Origin of the sequence: Pantoea eucalypti, from assembly GCF_009646115.1 — a bacterium.
Lineage (GTDB): Bacteria > Pseudomonadota > Gammaproteobacteria > Enterobacterales > Enterobacteriaceae > Pantoea > Pantoea eucalypti.
On the sequence record NZ_CP045720.1, the window covers coordinates 1,023,455 to 1,042,783 of the forward strand.

General features: G+C 54.6%; 21 protein-coding genes. 15 read left to right on the plus strand and 6 right to left on the minus strand.

The window, feature by feature from the left end:
* Positions 1-21: 21 nt before the first annotated feature.
* Positions 22-702 carry a uracil-DNA glycosylase gene (ung, locus tag EE896_RS04840; RefSeq protein WP_003848587.1) on the minus strand — a complete coding sequence of 227 codons (681 nt, stop codon included), beginning with the start codon at positions 700-702 and terminating at the stop codon, positions 22-24.
* A 242-nt stretch (positions 703-944) separates the two neighbouring features.
* On the opposite strand from ung, the gene grcA reads away from it, so the two are divergent.
* The gene (gene grcA, locus EE896_RS04845; RefSeq protein ID WP_008926720.1) at positions 945-1,328 is read left to right on the plus strand and encodes an autonomous glycyl radical cofactor GrcA; all 384 of its coding nucleotides are present in this window, start codon (positions 945-947) and stop codon (positions 1,326-1,328) included.
* 217 nt (positions 1,329-1,545) lie between these two features.
* On the opposite strand, the gene srmB is transcribed toward grcA, so the two are convergent.
* The gene (gene srmB / locus EE896_RS04850; RefSeq protein WP_140915744.1) at positions 1,546-2,874 is read right to left on the minus strand and encodes an ATP-dependent RNA helicase SrmB; all 1,329 of its coding nucleotides are present in this window, start codon (positions 2,872-2,874) and stop codon (positions 1,546-1,548) included.
* Positions 2,875-3,038: 164 nt separating this feature from the next.
* Between srmB and trmN the strand changes: the two genes are divergently transcribed.
* Positions 3,039-3,788 carry a tRNA(1)(Val) (adenine(37)-N(6))-methyltransferase TrmN gene (gene trmN / locus EE896_RS04855; RefSeq protein WP_140915743.1) on the plus strand — a complete coding sequence of 250 codons (750 nt, stop codon included), beginning with the start codon at positions 3,039-3,041 and terminating at the stop codon, positions 3,786-3,788.
* On the opposite strand, the gene nadB is transcribed toward trmN, so the two are convergent.
* Positions 3,773-5,392 (minus strand): L-aspartate oxidase, encoded by a 1,620-nt coding sequence (gene nadB / locus EE896_RS04860; RefSeq protein WP_164913094.1) that lies wholly within the window; start codon positions 5,390-5,392, stop codon positions 3,773-3,775. The genes trmN and nadB overlap by 16 nt on opposite strands.
* Before the next feature lie 412 nt (positions 5,393-5,804).
* Between nadB and rpoE the strand changes: the two genes are divergently transcribed.
* The 11 genes from rpoE (at position 5,805) to acpS (ending at position 15,263) form a co-directional block, all read left to right on the plus strand.
* Positions 5,805-6,380: an RNA polymerase sigma factor RpoE gene (rpoE, locus tag EE896_RS04865; protein ID WP_003848595.1), complete on the plus strand. Its 576-nt coding sequence runs from the start codon at positions 5,805-5,807 to the stop codon at positions 6,378-6,380.
* Positions 6,381-6,410: 30 nt separating this feature from the next.
* Positions 6,411-7,064, plus strand: coding sequence for an anti-sigma-E factor RseA (gene rseA / locus EE896_RS04870; protein WP_003848597.1), 654 nt, complete (start codon positions 6,411-6,413; stop codon positions 7,062-7,064).
* A complete protein-coding gene (rseB, locus tag EE896_RS04875; protein ID WP_140915742.1) occupies positions 7,064-8,020 on the plus strand; it encodes a sigma-E factor regulatory protein RseB in 957 nt (318 codons plus the stop codon). The genes rseA and rseB overlap by 1 nt, the downstream gene beginning before the upstream one ends.
* The gene (rseC, locus tag EE896_RS04880; protein ID WP_008926717.1) at positions 8,017-8,481 is read left to right on the plus strand and encodes a SoxR-reducing system protein RseC; all 465 of its coding nucleotides are present in this window, start codon (positions 8,017-8,019) and stop codon (positions 8,479-8,481) included. The genes rseB and rseC overlap by 4 nt, the downstream gene beginning before the upstream one ends.
* Positions 8,482-8,699: 218 nt before the next feature.
* Positions 8,700-10,499 (plus strand): translation elongation factor 4, encoded by a 1,800-nt coding sequence (gene lepA / locus EE896_RS04885; protein ID WP_003848603.1) that lies wholly within the window; start codon positions 8,700-8,702, stop codon positions 10,497-10,499.
* A gap of 9 nt (positions 10,500-10,508) precedes the next feature.
* Positions 10,509-11,483, plus strand: a complete 975-nt coding sequence (gene lepB, locus EE896_RS04890; RefSeq protein WP_003848604.1) for a signal peptidase I — start codon at positions 10,509-10,511, stop codon at positions 11,481-11,483.
* 131 nt (positions 11,484-11,614) lie between these two features.
* Positions 11,615-12,295 carry a ribonuclease III gene (rnc, locus tag EE896_RS04895; RefSeq protein WP_003848606.1) on the plus strand — a complete coding sequence of 227 codons (681 nt, stop codon included), beginning with the start codon at positions 11,615-11,617 and terminating at the stop codon, positions 12,293-12,295.
* Between the two features lie 145 nt (positions 12,296-12,440).
* A complete protein-coding gene (era, locus tag EE896_RS04900) occupies positions 12,441-13,346 on the plus strand; it encodes a GTPase Era (protein ID WP_003848607.1) in 906 nt (301 codons plus the stop codon).
* Between the two features lie 4 nt (positions 13,347-13,350).
* Complete coding sequence (gene recO / locus EE896_RS04905; RefSeq protein ID WP_003848609.1) at positions 13,351-14,079, plus strand: DNA repair protein RecO; 729 nt, start codon at positions 13,351-13,353, stop codon at positions 14,077-14,079.
* Between the two features lie 72 nt (positions 14,080-14,151).
* Entirely contained in the window at positions 14,152-14,883 is a 732-nt protein-coding gene (pdxJ, locus tag EE896_RS04910; protein ID WP_003848612.1) for a pyridoxine 5'-phosphate synthase, read from the plus strand.
* Positions 14,883-15,263, plus strand: coding sequence for a holo-ACP synthase (gene acpS, locus EE896_RS04915; RefSeq protein WP_003848613.1), 381 nt, complete (start codon positions 14,883-14,885; stop codon positions 15,261-15,263). The genes pdxJ and acpS overlap by 1 nt, the downstream gene beginning before the upstream one ends.
* On the opposite strand, the gene EE896_RS04920 is transcribed toward acpS, so the two are convergent.
* Both EE896_RS04920 and EE896_RS04925 read right to left on the minus strand, forming a co-directional pair.
* On the minus strand, positions 15,260-15,508 hold the full coding sequence (locus EE896_RS04920) for a YfhL family 4Fe-4S dicluster ferredoxin (protein WP_140915741.1): 249 nt from the start codon (positions 15,506-15,508) through the stop codon (positions 15,260-15,262). The genes acpS and EE896_RS04920 overlap by 4 nt on opposite strands.
* Positions 15,509-15,563: 55 nt before the next feature.
* Entirely contained in the window at positions 15,564-16,403 is an 840-nt protein-coding gene (locus tag EE896_RS04925; protein WP_003848617.1) for a MurR/RpiR family transcriptional regulator, read from the minus strand.
* A 155-nt stretch (positions 16,404-16,558) separates the two neighbouring features.
* Between EE896_RS04925 and yfhb the strand changes: the two genes are divergently transcribed.
* Together yfhb and tadA are read left to right on the plus strand one after the other, a co-directional pair.
* Positions 16,559-17,197, plus strand: coding sequence for a phosphatidylglycerophosphatase C (yfhb, locus tag EE896_RS04930; RefSeq protein ID WP_039659517.1), 639 nt, complete (start codon positions 16,559-16,561; stop codon positions 17,195-17,197).
* An 87-nt stretch (positions 17,198-17,284) separates the two neighbouring features.
* Entirely contained in the window at positions 17,285-17,752 is a 468-nt protein-coding gene (gene tadA / locus EE896_RS04935; RefSeq protein WP_238329311.1) for a tRNA adenosine(34) deaminase TadA, read from the plus strand.
* On the opposite strand, the gene mltF is transcribed toward tadA, so the two are convergent.
* The gene (gene mltF, locus EE896_RS04940) at positions 17,749-19,206 is read right to left on the minus strand and encodes a membrane-bound lytic murein transglycosylase MltF (protein WP_003848623.1); all 1,458 of its coding nucleotides are present in this window, start codon (positions 19,204-19,206) and stop codon (positions 17,749-17,751) included. The two genes, tadA and mltF, sit on opposite strands and share 4 nt — an antisense overlap.
* Positions 19,207-19,329: the final 123 nt, after the last annotated feature.

The following is a 19,329-nucleotide window of genomic DNA, read 5'->3' on the forward strand; positions in this document are numbered from 1 at the left end:
GCGGCCGTGTGCTTTCTGGCGTTAATCCGGTAAGACCGGCGTCCAGTCCACCGGTTTTTTACCGGCTGCGCTCAGCAGTTCATTGGTGGTCGAAAAGTGTTTGCTGCCGAAAAAGCCACGATGCGCGGAAAGCGGCGAGGGATGCGGTGCCTGCAACACATGATGGCGCTTGCGATCAATAATGCTGCCTTTCTTCTGGGCATGCGAACCCCACAGTAAAAAAATCACCCCTTCACAGTGCTGGTTAATCGCCTCAATCACATTATCCGTAAAGGTCTCCCAGCCGAATCGGGCATGAGAATGGGCTTTACCCGCTTCAACCGTTAACACTGTGTTGAGTAACATCACGCCCTGTTTTGCCCAGCTCTCAAGAAAGCCGTGGTTGGGCTTTTCAAAGCCGGGAATATCCTGTGCCAGCTCTTTATAGATATTCTGCAGTGAGGGCGGCACCTGAACGCCGGGCAGCACCGAAAAAGCCAGTCCATGCGCCTGATTCGGCCCGTGATAGGGATCCTGACCCAGGATCACAACGTTGACGTCGCCCAGTTCTGTCAGGCGAAAGGCGTTAAACACATCTTTCTGCGGCGGATAGACGGTTACACCCTCGGCGCGCCGATCGGCGACCTGCTTCAGCGTCTCAATAAAATAGGGTTTCTCTTTCTCTTCAGCCAGCACGTCGTGCCAGGTCAGCTTTTCAGCCATGTTCAACTCCCTTAACGTTAGTGTCGTAAGCTTAGCTGTTCCTGCTGTCGACCTGAAGGCAAAAATAATTTGAATAATACAAATTATTTTTTAATGGCAGCGGGTTTGAGATCAACGGGTTAGCGTTAAAGCCGCCTGAATGCCTGATTCGTATTGATACAGGTCAAAGAGGCCTGGAATAAAGAGTGCTATACCGGGGCCTCAAATTTGATGTATTCACGTTTTATTCGGGAGACGCAATGATGATCACGGGTATCCAGATCACGCAATCAAACAACTCACAGTTACTGAACTCATTCTGGCTGCTGGACGAAGAGAAAGCCCAGGCGCGTTGCCTGTGTGCAAAAGCGGGCTATGAAGAAGACCAGGTTGTCGCGCTCAGCGAACTGGGCGAATTTGCCTGGCGTGAAGTGCCGGTTGAAATTAAACCTCAGGTGCGGGTTGAAGGTGGACAGCATCTGAACGTCAACGTTCTGCGTCGTGAAACACTGGAAGATGCGGTTAAACATCCTGAGAACTATCCGCAGCTGACCATTCGTGTTTCCGGCTATGCCGTGCGTTTTAACTCACTGACACCAGAGCAGCAGCGCGACGTCATCACCCGTACCTTTACTGAAAGTCTTTAAGCAGTCTGATTAATCAGGTGATGAAAATAAGCGCAAAGCGCACACAGCAATCTTTAGCTTAATTATTAACGAGATAAGAAGTTTAACGTCCGGCATTGTTATGCTCGCGCCTTAAAGAAAACGCGCTGGCATGAAAAACAGTGTGAAAAGGTTATTACTGATTATCAGATAAAAAAAATCGCCTCAATTGAGGCGATTTTTTTATGACGGCGATGATTTATTCCGCATTCTCGTTAGCTGGCGTACTGGCGCTTGCCTTGCGGCGTTTGCCGACATTTTTGGCATCACGATGACGGTTTTTCACCCGCGGTTTTTCAGTTTCGCTGGCTTTCTTCTCTGCACGTTTGGCCAGTACCTTTTTCGACGGTTTTCCCGTGGTTTTGGCACTTGGCGCACGCGTTTCCGGACGCAGCTCATCAATCACACGCGCTTTGATAGGCTCGTTAACATAGCGGGTGATTTTGCCCAGCAGGACGAAATCGTGCGCTTCAACCAGTGAGATGGCGATGCCTTTACGGCCCGCACGACCGGTACGCCCAATGCGGTGCAGGTAAGTATCTGCGGTGCGCGGCATGTCATAGTTAAAGACGTGACTGACATCCTCAACATCAATGCCACGTGCCGCGATATCGGTAGCAACCAGCACGTTAACGCGTCCTTCGCTCAGGCGCTTAATCGCTTCGTTACGTTTCGCCTGCACCATTTCGCCTTCAAGATAGCTGCTGCGAATCCCCGCTTCGTGCAGCCAGCTCACCAGCTCATGCAGACGCTCACGCTTACGCACGAACACGATGCAGCGCGTCACATCCGGCTGTTTCAGCAGGTGAATCAGTAATTTTGTCTTGTGCTGCAGATCATCAGCGCGGTAGTACCACTGCTGAATTTTTTTGCGCTCACGACGGCTCGGGTCCGCTTCCAGCTCTACCGGATCGTTCAGCAGACGCTCGGCGAAGTCGCGAATGTTGTCGCCTTCCAGCGTGGCGGAAAAGAGCATGGTCTGCTTACGCCAGCGCGTTTCAGCCGCGATGGTTTCGATATCCTGGGCAAAGCCCATATCAAGCATGCGGTCCGCTTCATCCAGTACCAGGGTTTCTACGGCGCGACAGTCAAAGTTCTCTTCTTTGATGTACTGCAGCAGTCGACCGGTGGTGGCGACGACAATATCCTGGTTTTCGCTGAACACTTCGGCATGGTTCATGTAAGCCACGCCGCCCGTGATCGTGGCGATATCCAGATGGGTATGTTTCGCCAGTTCACGCGCATGATCGGCAACCTGCATCGCCAGTTCGCGTGTTGGGGTCACAATCAGGATGCGGGGTGGTCCGGATTTCTTGCGCGGAAAATCAAGCAGGTGCTGCAACGCCGGTAACAGATACGCGGCGGTTTTCCCGGTCCCTGTAGGTGCCGAACCCAGAACGTCACGACCCTCCAGTGCGGGCGGAATTGCAGCAGCCTGGATCACTGTTGGGCGCGTAAAGCCTTTTTCCTGCAACGCTTGTAGCAGGCTTTCGTCGAGTTCGAGTTCGGAAAATGTGGTTACTGTCATGGTCTACCTCAGTTTGGGGCGCTGATTATAGACAGATCAGACTGAATCTTCATCTGTTAATCCGTTTCGGCTGCGCCTGGGGGTGTCTGTCGCGTGAATTCCCTCTGTTGTCACGTTACACTCATGCGCTGCCGTACGGCAGGAAAAAACGATGGTAGTGACGAATGATGCAGGATAAGCCGCGTGAACGGCCACAGTTAAACAAGAACGGTTTTACCTTTAAACAATTTTTTGTCGCACACGATCGCTGTGCGATGAAAGTGGGCACCGATGCCATTCTGCTCGGGGCCTGGGCGCCCGTTGCCGGTGTCAGGCGCATTCTGGATATTGGCAGCGGCAGCGGGCTTATCGCGCTGATGCTGGCACAGCGCACGCCGTCGCCGGTTGAAATCGATGCGGTTGAGTTAGAACCGGAAGCCGCAGGGCAGGCGCAGGAGAATGTGCAGCAGTCGCCGTGGCCCGAACGTATTCGGGTGCATCAGCAGGATATCGCCGGCTGGGCTGAGCAGTGTGATAAACGTTACTCGCTTATCGTCAGCAATCCCCCGTATTTCGCGCCGGGCGTGGCCTGCTCTACCGCGGCGCGGGACAGCGCACGCTCGACGGCTTCGCTCGACCATCAGACGCTCTTACGCAGTGCCGCGTTACTGATTGAAGAGGAGGGGATGTTCTGTGTCGTGCTGCCCTCGGCTTCCGGCCAGGCGTTTATCGATCTGGCTAAGGCGGATGGCTGGCATCTGCGTTTCCGGCTGGACGTGGCGGAATATGCCCATCGTCCACCACATCGCGTTGTGCTGGCTTTTTCACCGCAGGCCGGTGAAACGTTACTGGAGCGTCTGGCCATCCGCGCGCCGGACACCCGCTATTCCGATGAGTGGTGCAGCCTGACGCGGGAGTTTTACCTCTTCATGTAGCCCGGTGGTGTCAGAATGGTCGGCAGCGCCTCTGGCAGTAAATCCGGGTAGTCGCGGATAAAGTGCAGGCCACGGCTCTCTTTCCGCTCCAGCGCGCAGCGCACCATCAGGTCAGCGACCTGGACCAGGTTACGCAGCTCCAGCAGATTATTGGAGAGGCGGAAATGGCAATAATATTCGTCGATCTCCTGCTGAAGCAGGTTAATGCGGCGCAACGCCCGCTCCAGACGCCGGGTCGTGCGGACAATACCGACATAATCCCACATAAATAGCCTCAGCTCGTGCCAGTTATGCTGTATTACCACGCGCTCATCGGCGTCATCGACCTGGCTTTCATCCCATGCAGGCAATGCAGTAACGGCTTCAATGGCGGGCAGCGTCTTGATCAGCGCTTCTGCCGCAGACCAGCCATAAACCAGACACTCCAGCAGTGAATTCGAAGCCATGCGATTAGCGCCGTGCAGGCCGGTGTAACTCACCTCACCGATGGCATAGAGCCCATTGACGTCAGTCTGACCATGCTGATCGACCATGACACCGCCACAGGTGTAATGGGCGGCAGGCACAATCGGGATGGGCTCTTTGGTCAGGTCAAAGCCAAACGTCAGCAACTTCTCATAGATCATCGGGAAGTGCGCGCGAACAAATTCTTCAGGCTGGTGGCTGATATCCAGATACATACAGTCGACACCCAGCCGCTTCATTTCATGATCGATGGCCCGTGCGACGATATCGCGCGGAGCCAGTTCGGCACGCTCATCAAAATCGGGCATGAAACGACTGCCATCGGGACGCAGCAGCCAGGCACCTTCACCGCGTAACGCTTCGGTTAACAGGAAATTCTGCGCCTGCGGATGAAACAGGCAGGTTGGGTGGAACTGGTTAAATTCCAGATTGGCGACCCGACAGCCCGCGCGCCACGCCATGGCGATGCCATCACCGGAGGCGATATCGGGGTTGGTGGTGTATTGATAGACTTTGGCGGCACCGCCGGTGGCGACCACAACGGCTCGTGCCCGACAGGTTTCGACCCGCTCGCGATTACGGTTCCAGATCCACGCACCGACCACCCGGCGTGTGCCCGGCAGGCCGATTTTATCTGAAAGAATCAGGTCGACCGCATTGGTACGTTCGAGAATCCGGATGTTGGGGTGGCTGAGCGCCTGACTCACCAGCGTGGTTTCAACCGCGTGACCGGTGGCGTCAGCGCTGTGCAGGATGCGACGATGACTGTGGCCGCCTTCGCGCGTCAGGTGATAGCGCATATCGCCCGCTGCCTGCGGGTCGAGATCAAACGCGACGCCGTTGTCGATCAGCCACTGTACGCAATGCCGGGCATTACTGGCAATAAACGAGACCGCATCACGGTCGCATAAACCTGCGCCAGCAATCAGCGTATCTTCGATGTGCGACTCAATGCTATCCGTCTCATCAAACACCGCAGCAATACCGCCCTGAGCATAGAGCGTTGAACCCTCATTCACCTGCGCTTTACTGAGTACGGTCACCTGACAATGCTTCGCCAGCCGTAACGCCAGCGACAGACCGGCGGCACCGCTGCCAACAATTAATACATCGCACTCATAATCCGGGGTCACATTCATCATAATGTTTAATTTACTAAACAAGAATACGTCTGAGCATAAGCGCAATAGGGGTTTCTGTGAAGTATTTTAAACACCAGCTCACGCTATTCGGCAGTGAATTTCCCAAAGTTACCTATAATCAGTAAGTTAAAAACGGGCTGCTAACGAGGTGGTTTTTTATAGCAAACTTATTAAACCTAAAGGATTTAATGATGAAAAAGCTCTTGTCATAGGTTACTCTGCCTGCGATTTACGCGCCTGACACTGAACGAAAACGAACAACCTGTGTAATGGCTATTGGCGTGTTAAATATCAGGGCGAGAAGTGAACTTCGCACCACATCACAACTCTAAGCGCATGCTTGCTCAGAACATGAGATGTGCTGGCAGTTACTTTTGCATATGAAAAATTTGGGGAGACATTACCTCGGATGAGCGAGCAGTTAACGGATCAGGTCCTTGTCGAGCGGGTACAGAAGGGAGATCAAAAATCGTTCAACTTACTGGTAATTCGTTACCAGCATAAAGTGGCGAGTCTGGTTTCACGCTATGTTCCCTCGGGCGACGTCCCTGATGTAGTACAGGAATCGTTTATTAAAGCGTATCGCGCACTGGACTCATTCCGGGGCGATAGCGCGTTTTATACCTGGCTGTACCGCATTGCGGTTAACACAGCGAAAAATTACCTGGTTGCTCAGGGGCGACGTCCGCCATCCAGCGATGTGGATGCGATTGACGCAGAAAATTTCGAAAGTGCGGGTGCATTAAAAGAAATTTCGAACCCTGAGAACTTAATGTTGTCTGACGAATTGAAACAAATTGTCTTTCGTACCATCGAGGCGCTACCTGAGGACTTGCGTATGGCAATCACCCTCAGGGAACTGGACGGTCTGAGTTATGAAGAGATCGCCGTCATTATGGATTGCCCGGTAGGCACTGTTCGATCACGTATCTTTCGTGCGCGAGAGGCCATTGATAACAAAGTTCAACCGCTTATCCAACGTTAGTGATAACGGCTACTGGAAGGGTACATAGGCATGCAGAAAGAAAAACTTTCCGCTTTAATGGATGGTGAGACCTTAGATAACGAGCTGTTTTCCGCCTTGTCTAAGGACGCAGAATTACAGAAAAGCTGGGCGAGCTATCATCTCATCCGCGATACAATGCGTGGTGATACAGGCGATGTCCTGCATTTCGATATCTCTGCGCGCGTCGCTGCTGCCATCGAAAAAGAACCTAAACGTTCGGTCACTACGCTGATCCCTGAAGCTCAGCCAGAGCCTTCCCGCTGGGAAAAAATGCCGTTCTGGAAAAAAGCGCGTCCATGGGCTGCGCAACTGACTCAGGTGGGTGTGGCTGCCTGCGTTTCGCTGGCCGTGATCGTGGGTGTTCAGCACTACAATCAGCCGGCAGGCAGTGCCACGCAAACCTCTGACTCTCCGGTATTTAATACCATGCCGATGATGGGGAAAGCGTCGCCGGTGAGCCTGGGTGTGCCGTCAGATGCGTTTGATACAAACAGCTCAAACCAGCAGGTTCAGGACCAGCGTCGTCGCGTAAATGCGATGCTGCAGGACTATGAACTGCAACGTCGCCTGCATGCTGACCAGCTGCAGATTGAAACCAATGCGCCAAAACAGGCGCAGGTTGATGTTCCCGGAAACCAATCATTAGGACAGCAGCAGCAGTAATGAAGCCGCTTTGGTATGCTGTTAGCCTGCTGACAGGCAGTCTGTTATGGTCATCTGCCGCCCCGGCGCAAACTACCGCGTCCGGGGCGTTATTGCAGCAGATGGAGCAGGCAAGTCAGAATCTCAACTACGAATTCGCCTATATCAACGTCTCGCGCATCGGCATTGAATCGCTGCGTTATCGTCACGCAGTGATCGATAACCGGATATTCGCGCAGTTGTTACAGATGGACGGGCCTCGCCGGGAAGTTATCCAGCGTGGCAATGATATCAGCTACTTCGAACCCGGCCTCGATCCCTTTTCGCTTCCCGGCAATCATATTATCGATGCCTTACCCTCGGTAATTTTTGCTGACTTCACCAAACTTGCCTCAGCCTACGATTTTATTACCGTAGGGCGCTCCCGCATTGCCGATCAAATGTGTGATGTAATGCGTATCGTTTCCCGTGACGGCACCCGTTACAGCTATGTGGTCTGGCTGGATGTGGACACCAAACTGCCGCTGCGAATCGACCTGCTTGATCGTGATGGCGAAACGCTGGAGCAGTTCCGCGTGATCAGCTTTGCGGTGGATGAAGGGGTGCGTAATCTGATGCAGGGACTCGAGAAAGCGAATCTGCCTCCGTCGCTATCCGTGCCGAAAGGGGATGCGGTTACGCTTACCTGGCAACCTGGCTGGATACCTGCCGGCATGTCCCTGGTGTCGCAGAATCGCCGTACACTGCCGGGGCTGAACAAAAATATGGAGTCGAAGCTCTACAGCGATGGGCTGTTTAGTTTCGCCATCAACGTGACGCCAGCCGATAAAACCAGTCTGACGCAGACATTGCGCACTGGACGTCGTACGGTCCAGACCGTTGTGCGCAATAATAACGAAATTGCAGTGATTGGCGAATTGCCGCCCTCCACCGCAAAACGTATTGCGGACAGCATTGACCTGGGGTCACAAAAATGATGAGAGAATGGGCCACCGTAGTGGCATGGCAGGATGGCATCGCCACACTGCATACCGAAGCAAAAACGTCCTGCAACAGTTGCCAGGCGCGTAAAGGCTGTGGCAGTCATATGCTGAATAAACTCGGTCCAAAAAACGCCCATGTGATGCAAATCGCCAGCAGTAAGCCGCTGCAACCTGGACAACGCATCGAGCTCGGCATCAAAGAGAGCAGCCTGCTTGGTTCAGCACTGCTGGTCTATATGACGCCGCTGTCTGGTCTTTTCCTGGTGGCCGGTCTGTTTCAGGCGCTGTTTAACAGCGATCTGGCTGCGGCCTGCGGTGCGCTGCTGGGTGGCATCGGCGGTTTTATTGTTGCTAAAGGTGTTTCAATGAAATTTGGCGACCGTGAAGCTTTTCAGCCGGTCATTCTGAGCATTGCCTTGCCTCCTGATGCGCTGCGTGTTGAAAGCGAAGCGTAACGTACGTCCAGGCCGCGCATCTCGCGGCCTTTGTCCATTCTGCTTTGCGCAGATATCTGTTTCGCTTCCACCACGTTCCATTCTTTTATGCGCGGCGTTAACAGTGTAATATGCGTCGTCATTAATGAGGCTGACAGGATTGTGGGTAAAGAGCGATCTTCCTGAATGTGTCTGTGCTCAGGTTTTCAACTGAATTTTAAGCGAAGATATCCCAATAAATGAAGCACATAAGAAATTTCTCCATCATCGCTCATATCGACCATGGTAAATCTACGCTCTCTGACCGTCTGATTCAGATCTGTGGCGGACTCACCGCTCGTGAAATGGCTGCGCAGGTTCTCGACTCTATGGATCTGGAGCGTGAGCGTGGGATCACCATCAAAGCCCAGAGCGTGACACTCGATTACCACGCGAAGGACGGCCAAACTTACCAGCTCAATTTCATCGATACCCCAGGCCACGTAGACTTCTCTTATGAAGTTTCCCGCTCACTGGCCGCCTGTGAAGGCGCGCTGCTGGTGGTGGATGCCGGTCAGGGTGTTGAAGCGCAGACACTGGCGAACTGCTATACCGCGATGGAGATGGATCTGGAAGTGGTGCCGGTTCTGAACAAGATTGACCTGCCAGCTGCCGATCCCGATCGTGCCGCGCAGGAAATTGAAGATATCGTCGGCATCGATGCAACGGATGCCGTGCGCTGCTCAGCCAAGACCGGCGTCGGCGTACCCGAAGTGCTGGAGCGCTTAGTGCGTGATATTCCGCCGCCGGAAGGCGATCCGGAAGGTCCGCTGCAGGCACTGATTATCGACTCCTGGTTTGATAACTATCTGGGCGTTGTTTCTCTGGTGCGTGTGAAAAATGGCACCATGCGTAAAGGCGACAAGATTAAAGTCCTGAGCACCGGCCAGGTTTATAACGCTGACCGTCTGGGAATTTTCACTCCGAAGCGTGTGGATCGTAATGAACTGAACTGCGGTGAAGTCGGCTGGCTGGTCTGCGCTATCAAAGATATCCTTGGCGCGCCGGTAGGCGATACCCTGACTACCGCGCGTAACCCGGCAGACAAAGCGCTGCCAGGCTTCAAAAAAGTGAAGCCGCAGGTTTATGCCGGTCTGTTCCCAATCAGCTCTGACGACTATGAAGCGTTCCGTGATGCGCTCGGCAAGCTGAGCCTGAACGATGCCTCGCTGTTCTATGAGCCAGAAAGCTCAACCGCCCTGGGCTTTGGTTTCCGCTGCGGCTTCCTTGGCCTGCTGCACATGGAGATCATTCAGGAGCGCCTGGAGCGCGAATACGATCTCGATCTGATCACCACCGCGCCGACGGTGGTGTATGAAGTCGTGACTACCAGTGGCGAGATCGTTCATGTTGACAGCCCATCTAAGCTGCCTGCGCTGAACAATATCGAAGAGCTGCGTGAACCGATTGCGGAATGTCACATGCTGCTGCCACAGGAGTATCTGGGCAACGTCATCACGCTGTGTATTGAGAAGCGTGGCGTGCAGACCAACATGGTTTACCACGGCAATCAGGTGGCACTGACGTACGAAATTCCGATGGCAGAGGTGGTACTCGACTTCTTTGACCGTCTGAAATCAACCTCGCGCGGTTATGCCTCGCTGGATTACAACTTTAAACGTTTCCAGCCTTCAGACATGGTGCGCGTTGACGTACTGATTAACTCTGAACGTGTGGATGCGCTGGCGCTGATCACTCACCGCGACAACGCACCTTATCGCGGACGCGATCTGGTTGAGAAAATGAAAGATCTCATCCCGCGTCAGCAGTTTGATATTGCGATTCAGGCTGCCATCGGCAACCACATTATCGCGCGTTCAACGGTTAAACAGCTGCGTAAAAACGTACTCGCCAAGTGTTATGGCGGTGACGTGAGCCGTAAGAAGAAACTTCTGCAGAAACAGAAAGACGGTAAGAAGCGTATGAAGCAGGTTGGTAACGTTGAGCTGCCACAGGAAGCGTTCCTCGCCATTCTGCATGTCGGTAAGGACAGCAAATAAGGATTTCCAATGGCTAATATGTTCGCCCTGATTCTGGCGATAGCGACGCTGATTACTGGCATCGTATGGGTAATAGATCGTTTTAAATGGGCACCTGCGCGTCGCGCTAAACAGGCTGAGGTTCAGGCCCAGACCGGCAACGCGCTCGATAGCAAAACGCTGGCGAAGGTTGCTGCCAAGCCAGGCTGGGTTGAGACCACCGCGTCTGTGTTCCCGGTGCTGGCGGTGGTGTTCATCGTGCGTTCGTTTATCTACGAACCGTTCCAGATTCCCTCTGGCTCGATGATGCCAACGCTGCTGATTGGTGACTTTATCCTGGTGGAGAAATTCGCTTACGGTATCAAAGATCCGATTACCCAGACGACGCTGATCCCAACCGGTCAGCCGAAGCGCGGCGATATCGCGGTATTTAAATACCCGAAAGATCCGAGCCTGGATTATATTAAGCGCGTTATCGGCCTGCCGGGCGACAAAGTCATCTATGATCCTTACAGCAAAACCCTGACGGTAAAACCGACCTGCAGCGACGACAAAGCCTGTGATACGGCGCTGGCGGTGACTTACACCGATATTGAGCCAAGCAACTTTATTCAGACCTTTAGCGGTTTTGATGGCAACGAAACCGGCAACGGTTTTTATCAGGTGCCGCAGGGCGATACTATGCGCGGAGGTCTGCGCCTGGCCACCCGCAAAGAGACCATCGGTAACGTGACGCATGACATTCTGCTGGTAAACGAAGCGCAGAGTCAGGCAGGCATGTATTATCAGCAGCCGGGTCAGCCGCAGTCGAGCTGGGTCGTGCCGAAAGGGCAATACTTCATGATGGGCGACAACCGTGATAACAGCGCCGACAGCCGTTACTGGGGCTTTGTCCCGGAGCGTAATCTGGTCGGTAAAGCGGTCGCTATCTGGATGAGCTTTGAGAAACAAGAAGGCCAGTGGCCTACCGGCGTGCGATTCAGTCGCATCGGCGGTATCCACTAACAACATTGTCTGATTAACAGGCAATTCGGGTGGCCTCCTCAGGGAGGCCACTGCACACCAAACGGAACGTGTTGGATTGCCAGCCCCGTTTGGTATGCAGAGTCACAGACGCAACAAAGAACTGGAATCGCATGAACCCCATCCTGATTAACAAGCTTCAGCGCAAACTGGGCTACACTTTTACTCATTCGGAACTGTTACAGCAGGCCCTGACTCACCGCAGCGCCAGCAGTAAGCATAACGAACGCCTGGAATTTCTTGGCGATTCAATTCTTAGCTATGTGATCGCTAATGCCCTTTATCACCGCTTCCCGCGGGTTGATGAAGGTGACATGAGCCGCATGCGCGCCACACTGGTGCGTGGCAACACGCTGGCTGAAATGGCCCGCGAATTTGATCTTGGCGAGTGCCTGCGTCTGGGACCGGGTGAGCTAAAAAGCGGCGGCTTCCGTCGTGAATCTATTCTTGCCGATACGGTCGAGGCGCTGATTGGCGGCATTTTCCTCGACAGCGGTATTGAGCGGGTAGAACAGCTGATCCTTGACTGGTATCAGAGCCGCCTGGACGAAATCAGTCCTGGCGACAAACAAAAAGATCCGAAAACGCGTCTGCAGGAGTATCTGCAGGGACGTCATCTGCCACTGCCAAGTTATCTGGTCGTGCAGGTGCGTGGCGAAGCCCACGATCAGGAATTCACCATTCACTGTCAGGTGAGTGGCATGGCCGAGCCGGTCGTCGGCGTCGGCTCCAGCCGTCGTAAAGCTGAGCAGGCAGCAGCTGAACAGGCGCTGATAAAATTAGGTCTCGAATAGGTCTGTCGGGGTGACCGTGCCGGAGCGGCACACAGTGAATCATCCTTTGGCAGTTCTGTCCCGGCGTCAGAAGACGCTGAATGACACACGATTCAAATAGCACTTTTTCAGCGCCGTATCATGCGCTGAACAACTCAGGATTCGAATGAGCGAAAACGTTACTTATTGCGGCTTTGTCGCGATTGTTGGCCGACCAAACGTCGGTAAATCCACCTTACTGAACCAGTTACTGGGGCAGAAGGTGTCGATCACCTCGCGTAAGCCACAAACCACGCGCCACCGCATCATGGGCATTCACACCGAGGGCGAATATCAGGCGATCTACGTCGATACTCCGGGTCTGCACATGGAAGAGAAGCGTGCCATTAACCGTCTGATGAACCGCGCAGCCAGCAGTTCGATTGGTGACGTAGAGCTGGTGATCTTCGTGGTTGAAGGCACCCGCTGGACGCCAGATGACGAGATGGTCTTAAACAAACTGCGCGACAACAAAGTGCCGGTCGTGCTGGCGATCAACAAGGTCGATAATATCCAGGATAAAAGCATTCTGCTGCCGCATCTCCAGTTCCTGAGCCAGCAGATGAACTTCCTCGATATCGTGCCTATCTCTGCTGAGAGCGGCAAAAACGTCGATACCATTGCGGCGATTACCCGCAAGCATCTGCCACAGGCCGATCATCACTTCCCGGAAGATTACATCACTGACCGTTCACAGCGCTTCATGGCGTCAGAGATGATCCGTGAAAAACTGATGCGCTTCCTGGGCGCTGAACTGCCTTACTCTGTCACGGTTGAGATTGAGCGCTTCGTTACCAACGAACGCGGCGGTTACGATATCCATGGTCTGATCCTGGTTGAGCGTGAAGGGCAGAAGAAGATGGTGATTGGCAACAAAGGCGCCAAAATCAAAGTCATCGGAACCGAAGCGCGCAGGGACATGGAAGAGATGTTCGAAGCGAAAGTGCATCTCGAACTGTGGGTGAAAGTGAAATCCGGCTGGGCAGATGACGAACGTGCACTGCGCAGCCTGGGTTATACAGACGATCTCTGATTCAATGGAAGGCTGGCAACGCGCCTTTGTGCTGCATAGTCGTCCCTTCAGCGAAACCAGCCTGCTGCTCGACCTGTTCAGCGAAAGTGAAGGACGGGTTCGGGTACTGGCCAAGGGCGCGCGTTCCCGGCGTTCCAACCTGAAAGGCGCGTTACAGCCTTTTACCCCGCTGCTGGTTCGCTGGAGCGGGCGCGGGGAAGTTAAAACCCTGCGCAATGCCGAAGCGGTGTCGCTGGCTTTACCGCTCAGCGGCATCACGCTTTACTGCGGTCTCTACGTCAATGAGCTGGTCTCACGCGTATTGCAGCAGGAATCTCCCTTCCCGGAACTCTTCTTCGACTATCTCAACTGTCTTCAGGCGTTAGCCTCAACACACGGTAAGCCCGAACCGGCACTGCGACGATTTGAACTGGCGCTGCTCGGTCACCTGGGTTACGGCGTCGACTTCCTGCACTGCGCCGGCAGCGGCGAGCCGGTCAGCGACGATATGACCTACAGCTATCGCGAAGAGCGGGGTTTTATCGCCAGCCTGGTGGTGAACAATCGCAGCTTTACCGGACGGGAGCTGCACGCCCTGTGTGAGCGAGAGTTTCCGGATGCCGACACCCTGCGTGCCGCGAAGCGCTTTACGCGCATCGCCCTGAAGCCTTATCTTGGTGGCAAGCCGCTGAAAAGTCAGGAGCTGTTCCGCCAGTTTATCCCGAAGAAAAAGCCCGAACAGGCAGAAGAATAGCGCTGGTCGTACCGCCTGTTTATATTTGCGCGGTACACTCAACATCACGATGGAAAAGAAGTGAGGATGGTCATGGCTGAGTTGCTGTTAGGCGTCAATATCGATCACATTGCCACGGTGCGTAACGCGCGTGGGACAAACTATCCCGATCCGGTACAGGCGGCGTTTATCGCCGAGCAGGCAGGCGCAGACGGCATTACCGTGCACCTGCGTGAAGATCGCCGTCACATCACCGATCGCGACGTGCGAATTCTGCGTGACACGATTCAGACGCGCATGAATCTGGAGATGGCGGTCACCGATGAGATGATCGGCATTGCCTGTGACATTCAGCCCCATTTCTGCTGCCTGGTGCCGGAAAAGCGTCAGGAAGTGACAACGGAAGGCGGACTGGATGTGGCGGGACAGCAGGAGAAGATGAACGCGGCCGTGCGACTGCTGAAGGATGCTGGCATTCTGGTTTCGCTGTTTATTGATGCCGATCACCGCCAGATCGAAGCCGCCGTTGCCACGGGTGCGCCTTACATCGAAATCCATACTGGCGCTTACGCCGAGGCACCCGAGGGACTGGCGCGTGACGCTGAGCTGGCGCGCATTCGCCATGCCGCGACTTTTGCTGCCAGCCTGGGGCTCAAAGTTAACGCCGGTCATGGTCTGACCTACCACAATGTGCTGCCGATTGCCGCGCTGCCGGAAATGCATGAGCTGAACATCGGCCATGCGATTATCGGGCGTGCAGTAATGAGTGGCCTGCCGGATGCAGTTAAAGAGATGAAGCAACTGCTGCGTGAAGCCCGTCGCTAATGGCTATTCTCGGATTAGGTACGGACATCGTTGAGATTGAACGCATCGCCGGGGTGATAGAGCGCTCCGGCGATCGGCTGGCGCGTCGGGTGCTGAGTGAAGCCGAATGGCACCAGTATCAGGCGCACAAGCAGCCGGTGCGCTTTCTCTCCAAACGTTTTGCGGTTAAAGAGGCGGCAGCAAAAGCCTTTGGCACCGGCATTCGCGGTGGTCTGGCGTTTAATCAGTTTGAAGTTTACAACGATGCGCTGGGAAAACCGGGGTTACGCTTCTTTCAGCATGCCGCTGACGTGGCAGAGAGGCTGGGCGTTAAGCACGTTCACGTGACGCTGGCCGATGAGCGTCACTACGCCTGCGCCACAGTAATCATTGAAAGCTAGCCGTGTAGCAGCACGAACTTCTCCCATAGCACATCGCGAGATTCGGTGTGCTGTGGGTCAATGATAATCGTGTTGTCGATGGGGCAGACCTGCTGACAGGTTGGCCGCTCATAGTGCCCGACACATTCCGTGCAGCGGCTGACATCAATCTCATAGATCGCATCGCCCAGTGAAATCGCCTGATTCGGGCACTCCGGTTCACACATATCGCAGTTAATGCATCTGGACGTAATCAACAGCGCCATTTTACCCACCTGATACCAACAGAAAAAGCGCGGGTATTATACGTGCTGACGCTGATCAGACCAGCTTTTTCACCAGCGCTTCGCTGTGACGAATATGGCTGGACGCGCGCTCAGGATCGTTTTGCACCAGCGCCATAAACAGCAGGTCGGTCAGAGCAAGCTGTGCCGTGGTTGAGGAGATCGCCGCGCTGCGGGTACTCTGCTCTTCCGCCACCGTATAAAGACAGTAACCGGCACTCTGCTGCAGTGTATTCGGCGTAAAACCCGTGAACGCCACCACATCTGCGCCCACCTGAACCGCTTCCTGCGCGGCCAGATTGATCTCTCGCCGTTCACCGGTGTAAGAGATGGCGAGCAGCACATCGCCAGGCCCCATCGCCTGCACGCTGGCCAGCAGGGCGTGCATATCCTGTTCCGCCACCGCATTAATGCCGATCTTCATCAGCTTCCAGGAGAAATCTTTCGCCACCAGGCCCGAGGCACCGATGCCTACCAGTAAAATACGGCGGGCATTTTTCAGCAGCTGTAACACGTCGTTGAGCTTTTCTTCGCTATTAATATCCAGGGTGGCGCGGATCGCTGAAAGCTTTTCTGTCAGCAGCTTTTCACCCACCATTTTAAGCGGGTCGTCGCTCAGAATATGGTTATGCACGGTAATGGCATCCTTGTCCGCCAGTGACTCACTCAGGGCCAGCTTAAGCGCCGGAAAACCTTTATAGCCCAGCTTCTGAGCAAACTTCACTACGCTCGACTGACTGACGCCGGACTCTTCCGCCAGTTTTTGTGAACTCAGGTGACGCGCCCGATCGGGTTGCGACAGTAAAAAATCCGCGAGCCGACGTTCGTTCAACGCCAGTCGTGGATAAAGCTGGCGAATGCGCAGCAAAGAACTCATGCCCAATCCTCGTCATTCAGGGATAATCAATGAAGAATAAACTATTCATCGGGCATTGTAGTCATCGGAATTAAAAATGACAGTCATCGCCGTACCGCCTGATGATGGCTACACTACTCTTTATCATTCCAGAACCAGCCATAAAGGAGAGTTGTTTGACCAGGGGAACACAACGTCGCATCGTATTTTTTGACCTGGATGGCACTTTGCACCAGCAGGACATGTTCGGCACGTTTATGCGCTATCTGCTGCGTCGCCGCCCGCTTAATCTGCTGCTGGTGGTGCCGGTATTGCCGGTGGTCGGTATCGGCCTGCTGTTTAAAGGACGTGCGGCTCGCTGGCCCATGAGCCTGCTGCTCTGGTCAATTACCTTTGGACGCTCTGAGCAGACATTGCTGCGCCTCGAAGCGGAGTTTGCGCAGTGGTTCCGGCTGCGCGTGAAAGCGTTCCCGGTGGTGCAGCAGCGTCTGACGGATTATCTCAGCAGTGATGATGCTGAAGTCTGGCTGATCACCGGATCGCCACAGTCGCTGGTGGAGCAGGTCTATTACGACTCCGCGTTTCTGCCACGCGTGAAGATGATTGCGAGCCAGATGCAGCGCGGCTGGGGTGGGCGGGTGCTGGCGATGCGCTGTCTTGGCCATGAGAAAGTGGCGCAGCTGGAAGAGAAAATCGGTACGCCGCTGCAGCTTTACAGCGGCTACAGCGACAGCAAACAGGACAACCCGCTGCTGTTTTTCTGTCAGCATCGCTGGCGCGTGACCCCGGCGGGTGAACTGCAACAGCTGGAATAAGTTTTTAAAGGACCGATGAGACCGCTATAATGCGCCGCTTTTTAGTCGCCCGGAGTGGTCAGCGTGAAACAACAAGATGAGTACTGGATGCGCCATGCGCTTGGTCTGGCGCGACGGGCGTGGGAGCAGGGCGAAGTGCCGGTGGGCGCGGTGCTGGTTCAGAACGACCAGGTGATTGGCGAAGGCTGGAACCGGCCCATTGGTCAGCACGACCCGACGGCGCACGCCGAAATCATGGCTCTGCGCCAGGGCGGTAAAGTGCTGGAAAATTATCGTCTGCTGGATACCACGCTTTACGTGACGCTGGAGCCGTGCGTCATGTGTGCCGGTGCTATGGTTCACAGCCGCATAACGCGTCTGGTTTATGGTGCGCACGATGTTAAAAGTGGCGCGGCGGGATCGCTGCTGGATGTGCTGGGCCACCCTGGCATGAATCATCAGATTGAATTGCACAGTGGCGTGCTGGCTGAAGAGTGCGCCGCCATGCTGAGCGATTTTTTCCGTATGCGTCGCGAGCAGAAAAAAGCGCTGCGTCAGGCGCAGCGCCAGGGTTAGTTCATCGCGATCTTTGGTTCAACCGCCGGATAGCCCTTCGCCAGTTCGGCCTGGGCTTCCGCCTGCTGCTTCAGACGCTTCTCCTGCTCCTGCAGATAACCCACCAGACTTAGCTGATACTTGCGGATATTCTCCACGTAGTTATAAGCTTCATGTCCTCGGGCGTAGCCATACGTCGTCTGGGTGTAGTAACGCTTCTGACTCAGCATCGGCAGACGCAGCTTTACATCCGCCCAGCTGTCCGGATCGCCACCCTGGCGTGCCGTCAGCTTGCGGACGTCGAGCATATGGGCATAGCCCATGTTGTAAGCCGCCAGCGCAAACCAGATACGTTCATCTTCCGGGATGCTCTGTGGCACCTTCGCCATCATATCCTGCAGATACTGACTGCCGCCGCGAATGCTCTGTTCGGGATCGGTACGATCACCCACATCCAGACTCTCCGCGGTGTTACGCGTCAGCATCATCATGCCGCGTACGCCGGTAGGGGAGGTGGCCTGCGGATTCCAGTGCGACTCCTGATAGGAGATCGCTGCCAGCAGTCGCCAGTCAATGCTGGTGGCGTACTTCTCAAACAGCGGCTTGATGTCGGGCAGCGTATTGTCGATGGCCCGCAGGAAAGTGCGGGTATCGACATAATCAAAGGTGCCAACGTGGCCGAGATATTTCTCCTCCAGCCGCGCCATCGCGCCTTCTTCTCCCATCCCGTTAAAGAAGTCGAGCATCGCCGCATTCAGGCTGTCATCATCACTGTGCCGCACATACCAGGTCACCGGCTCTTCATCGGTGACGTCGAACGCGACCGCCAGCTGCGGATAAATGCGCTGTAACAGGGCGATGGTGACGGAGTCGCCAATCGTATAGTCGAGCTTGCCATCAGCTACCGCTTCCAGCAGGGCTTTAGGGCTCTGATCGGTGGAGATCGCCCAGTCCAGATCGGGAAACTGATTAGAACGCGCGCTCTTCAGCGTTGACAGGTAAGCCGATCCCGCCGCAACCGTTAGCCGCCCCTTTAAGTCACCGAGGTTTTTAGGGCGCGGCTTATCCACGCGATAGACCAGCTGCTGCGAAACATTGTAGTAACCTGGCCCGGTCTGATAACGCGTCAGGCGTTCATTGTTATAGTTCAGCCCGGCGGCCAGCACATCGGCTTTGCCATCGTCAAGGTCATCAAACAGATCGCTCAGGTTAGGACGAACCGTCACCTTAAGTTTGACGCCCAGATAATCGGCGAAACGTTTTGCCAGCTCATAGTCCATACCGGCCGGTAATTGGTTAACTGTGTAGTAAGTCAATGGGGAGTTGATGGTACTGACACGCAGCACTCCCCGCGATTTAATCTGTGAAATCTGGTCCTGCCCACCCCCATACCAGGGAATGGATGGCCATAGCGCTAACGCTAACAGCACGGCAACCAGACCGATAAACAGATAATTAAATTTTAGGCGTTTCAAATAGTTATCTCTCGCTGGCTCTAAGGCCTCTGTCTTTTAAAGGCAGTATTTATCTTCTTTGAACTCCCAGAGCGAGGGGCATTTTGCGCAACAAAATCACGCTGAGCAACTTTTATAGCAGCT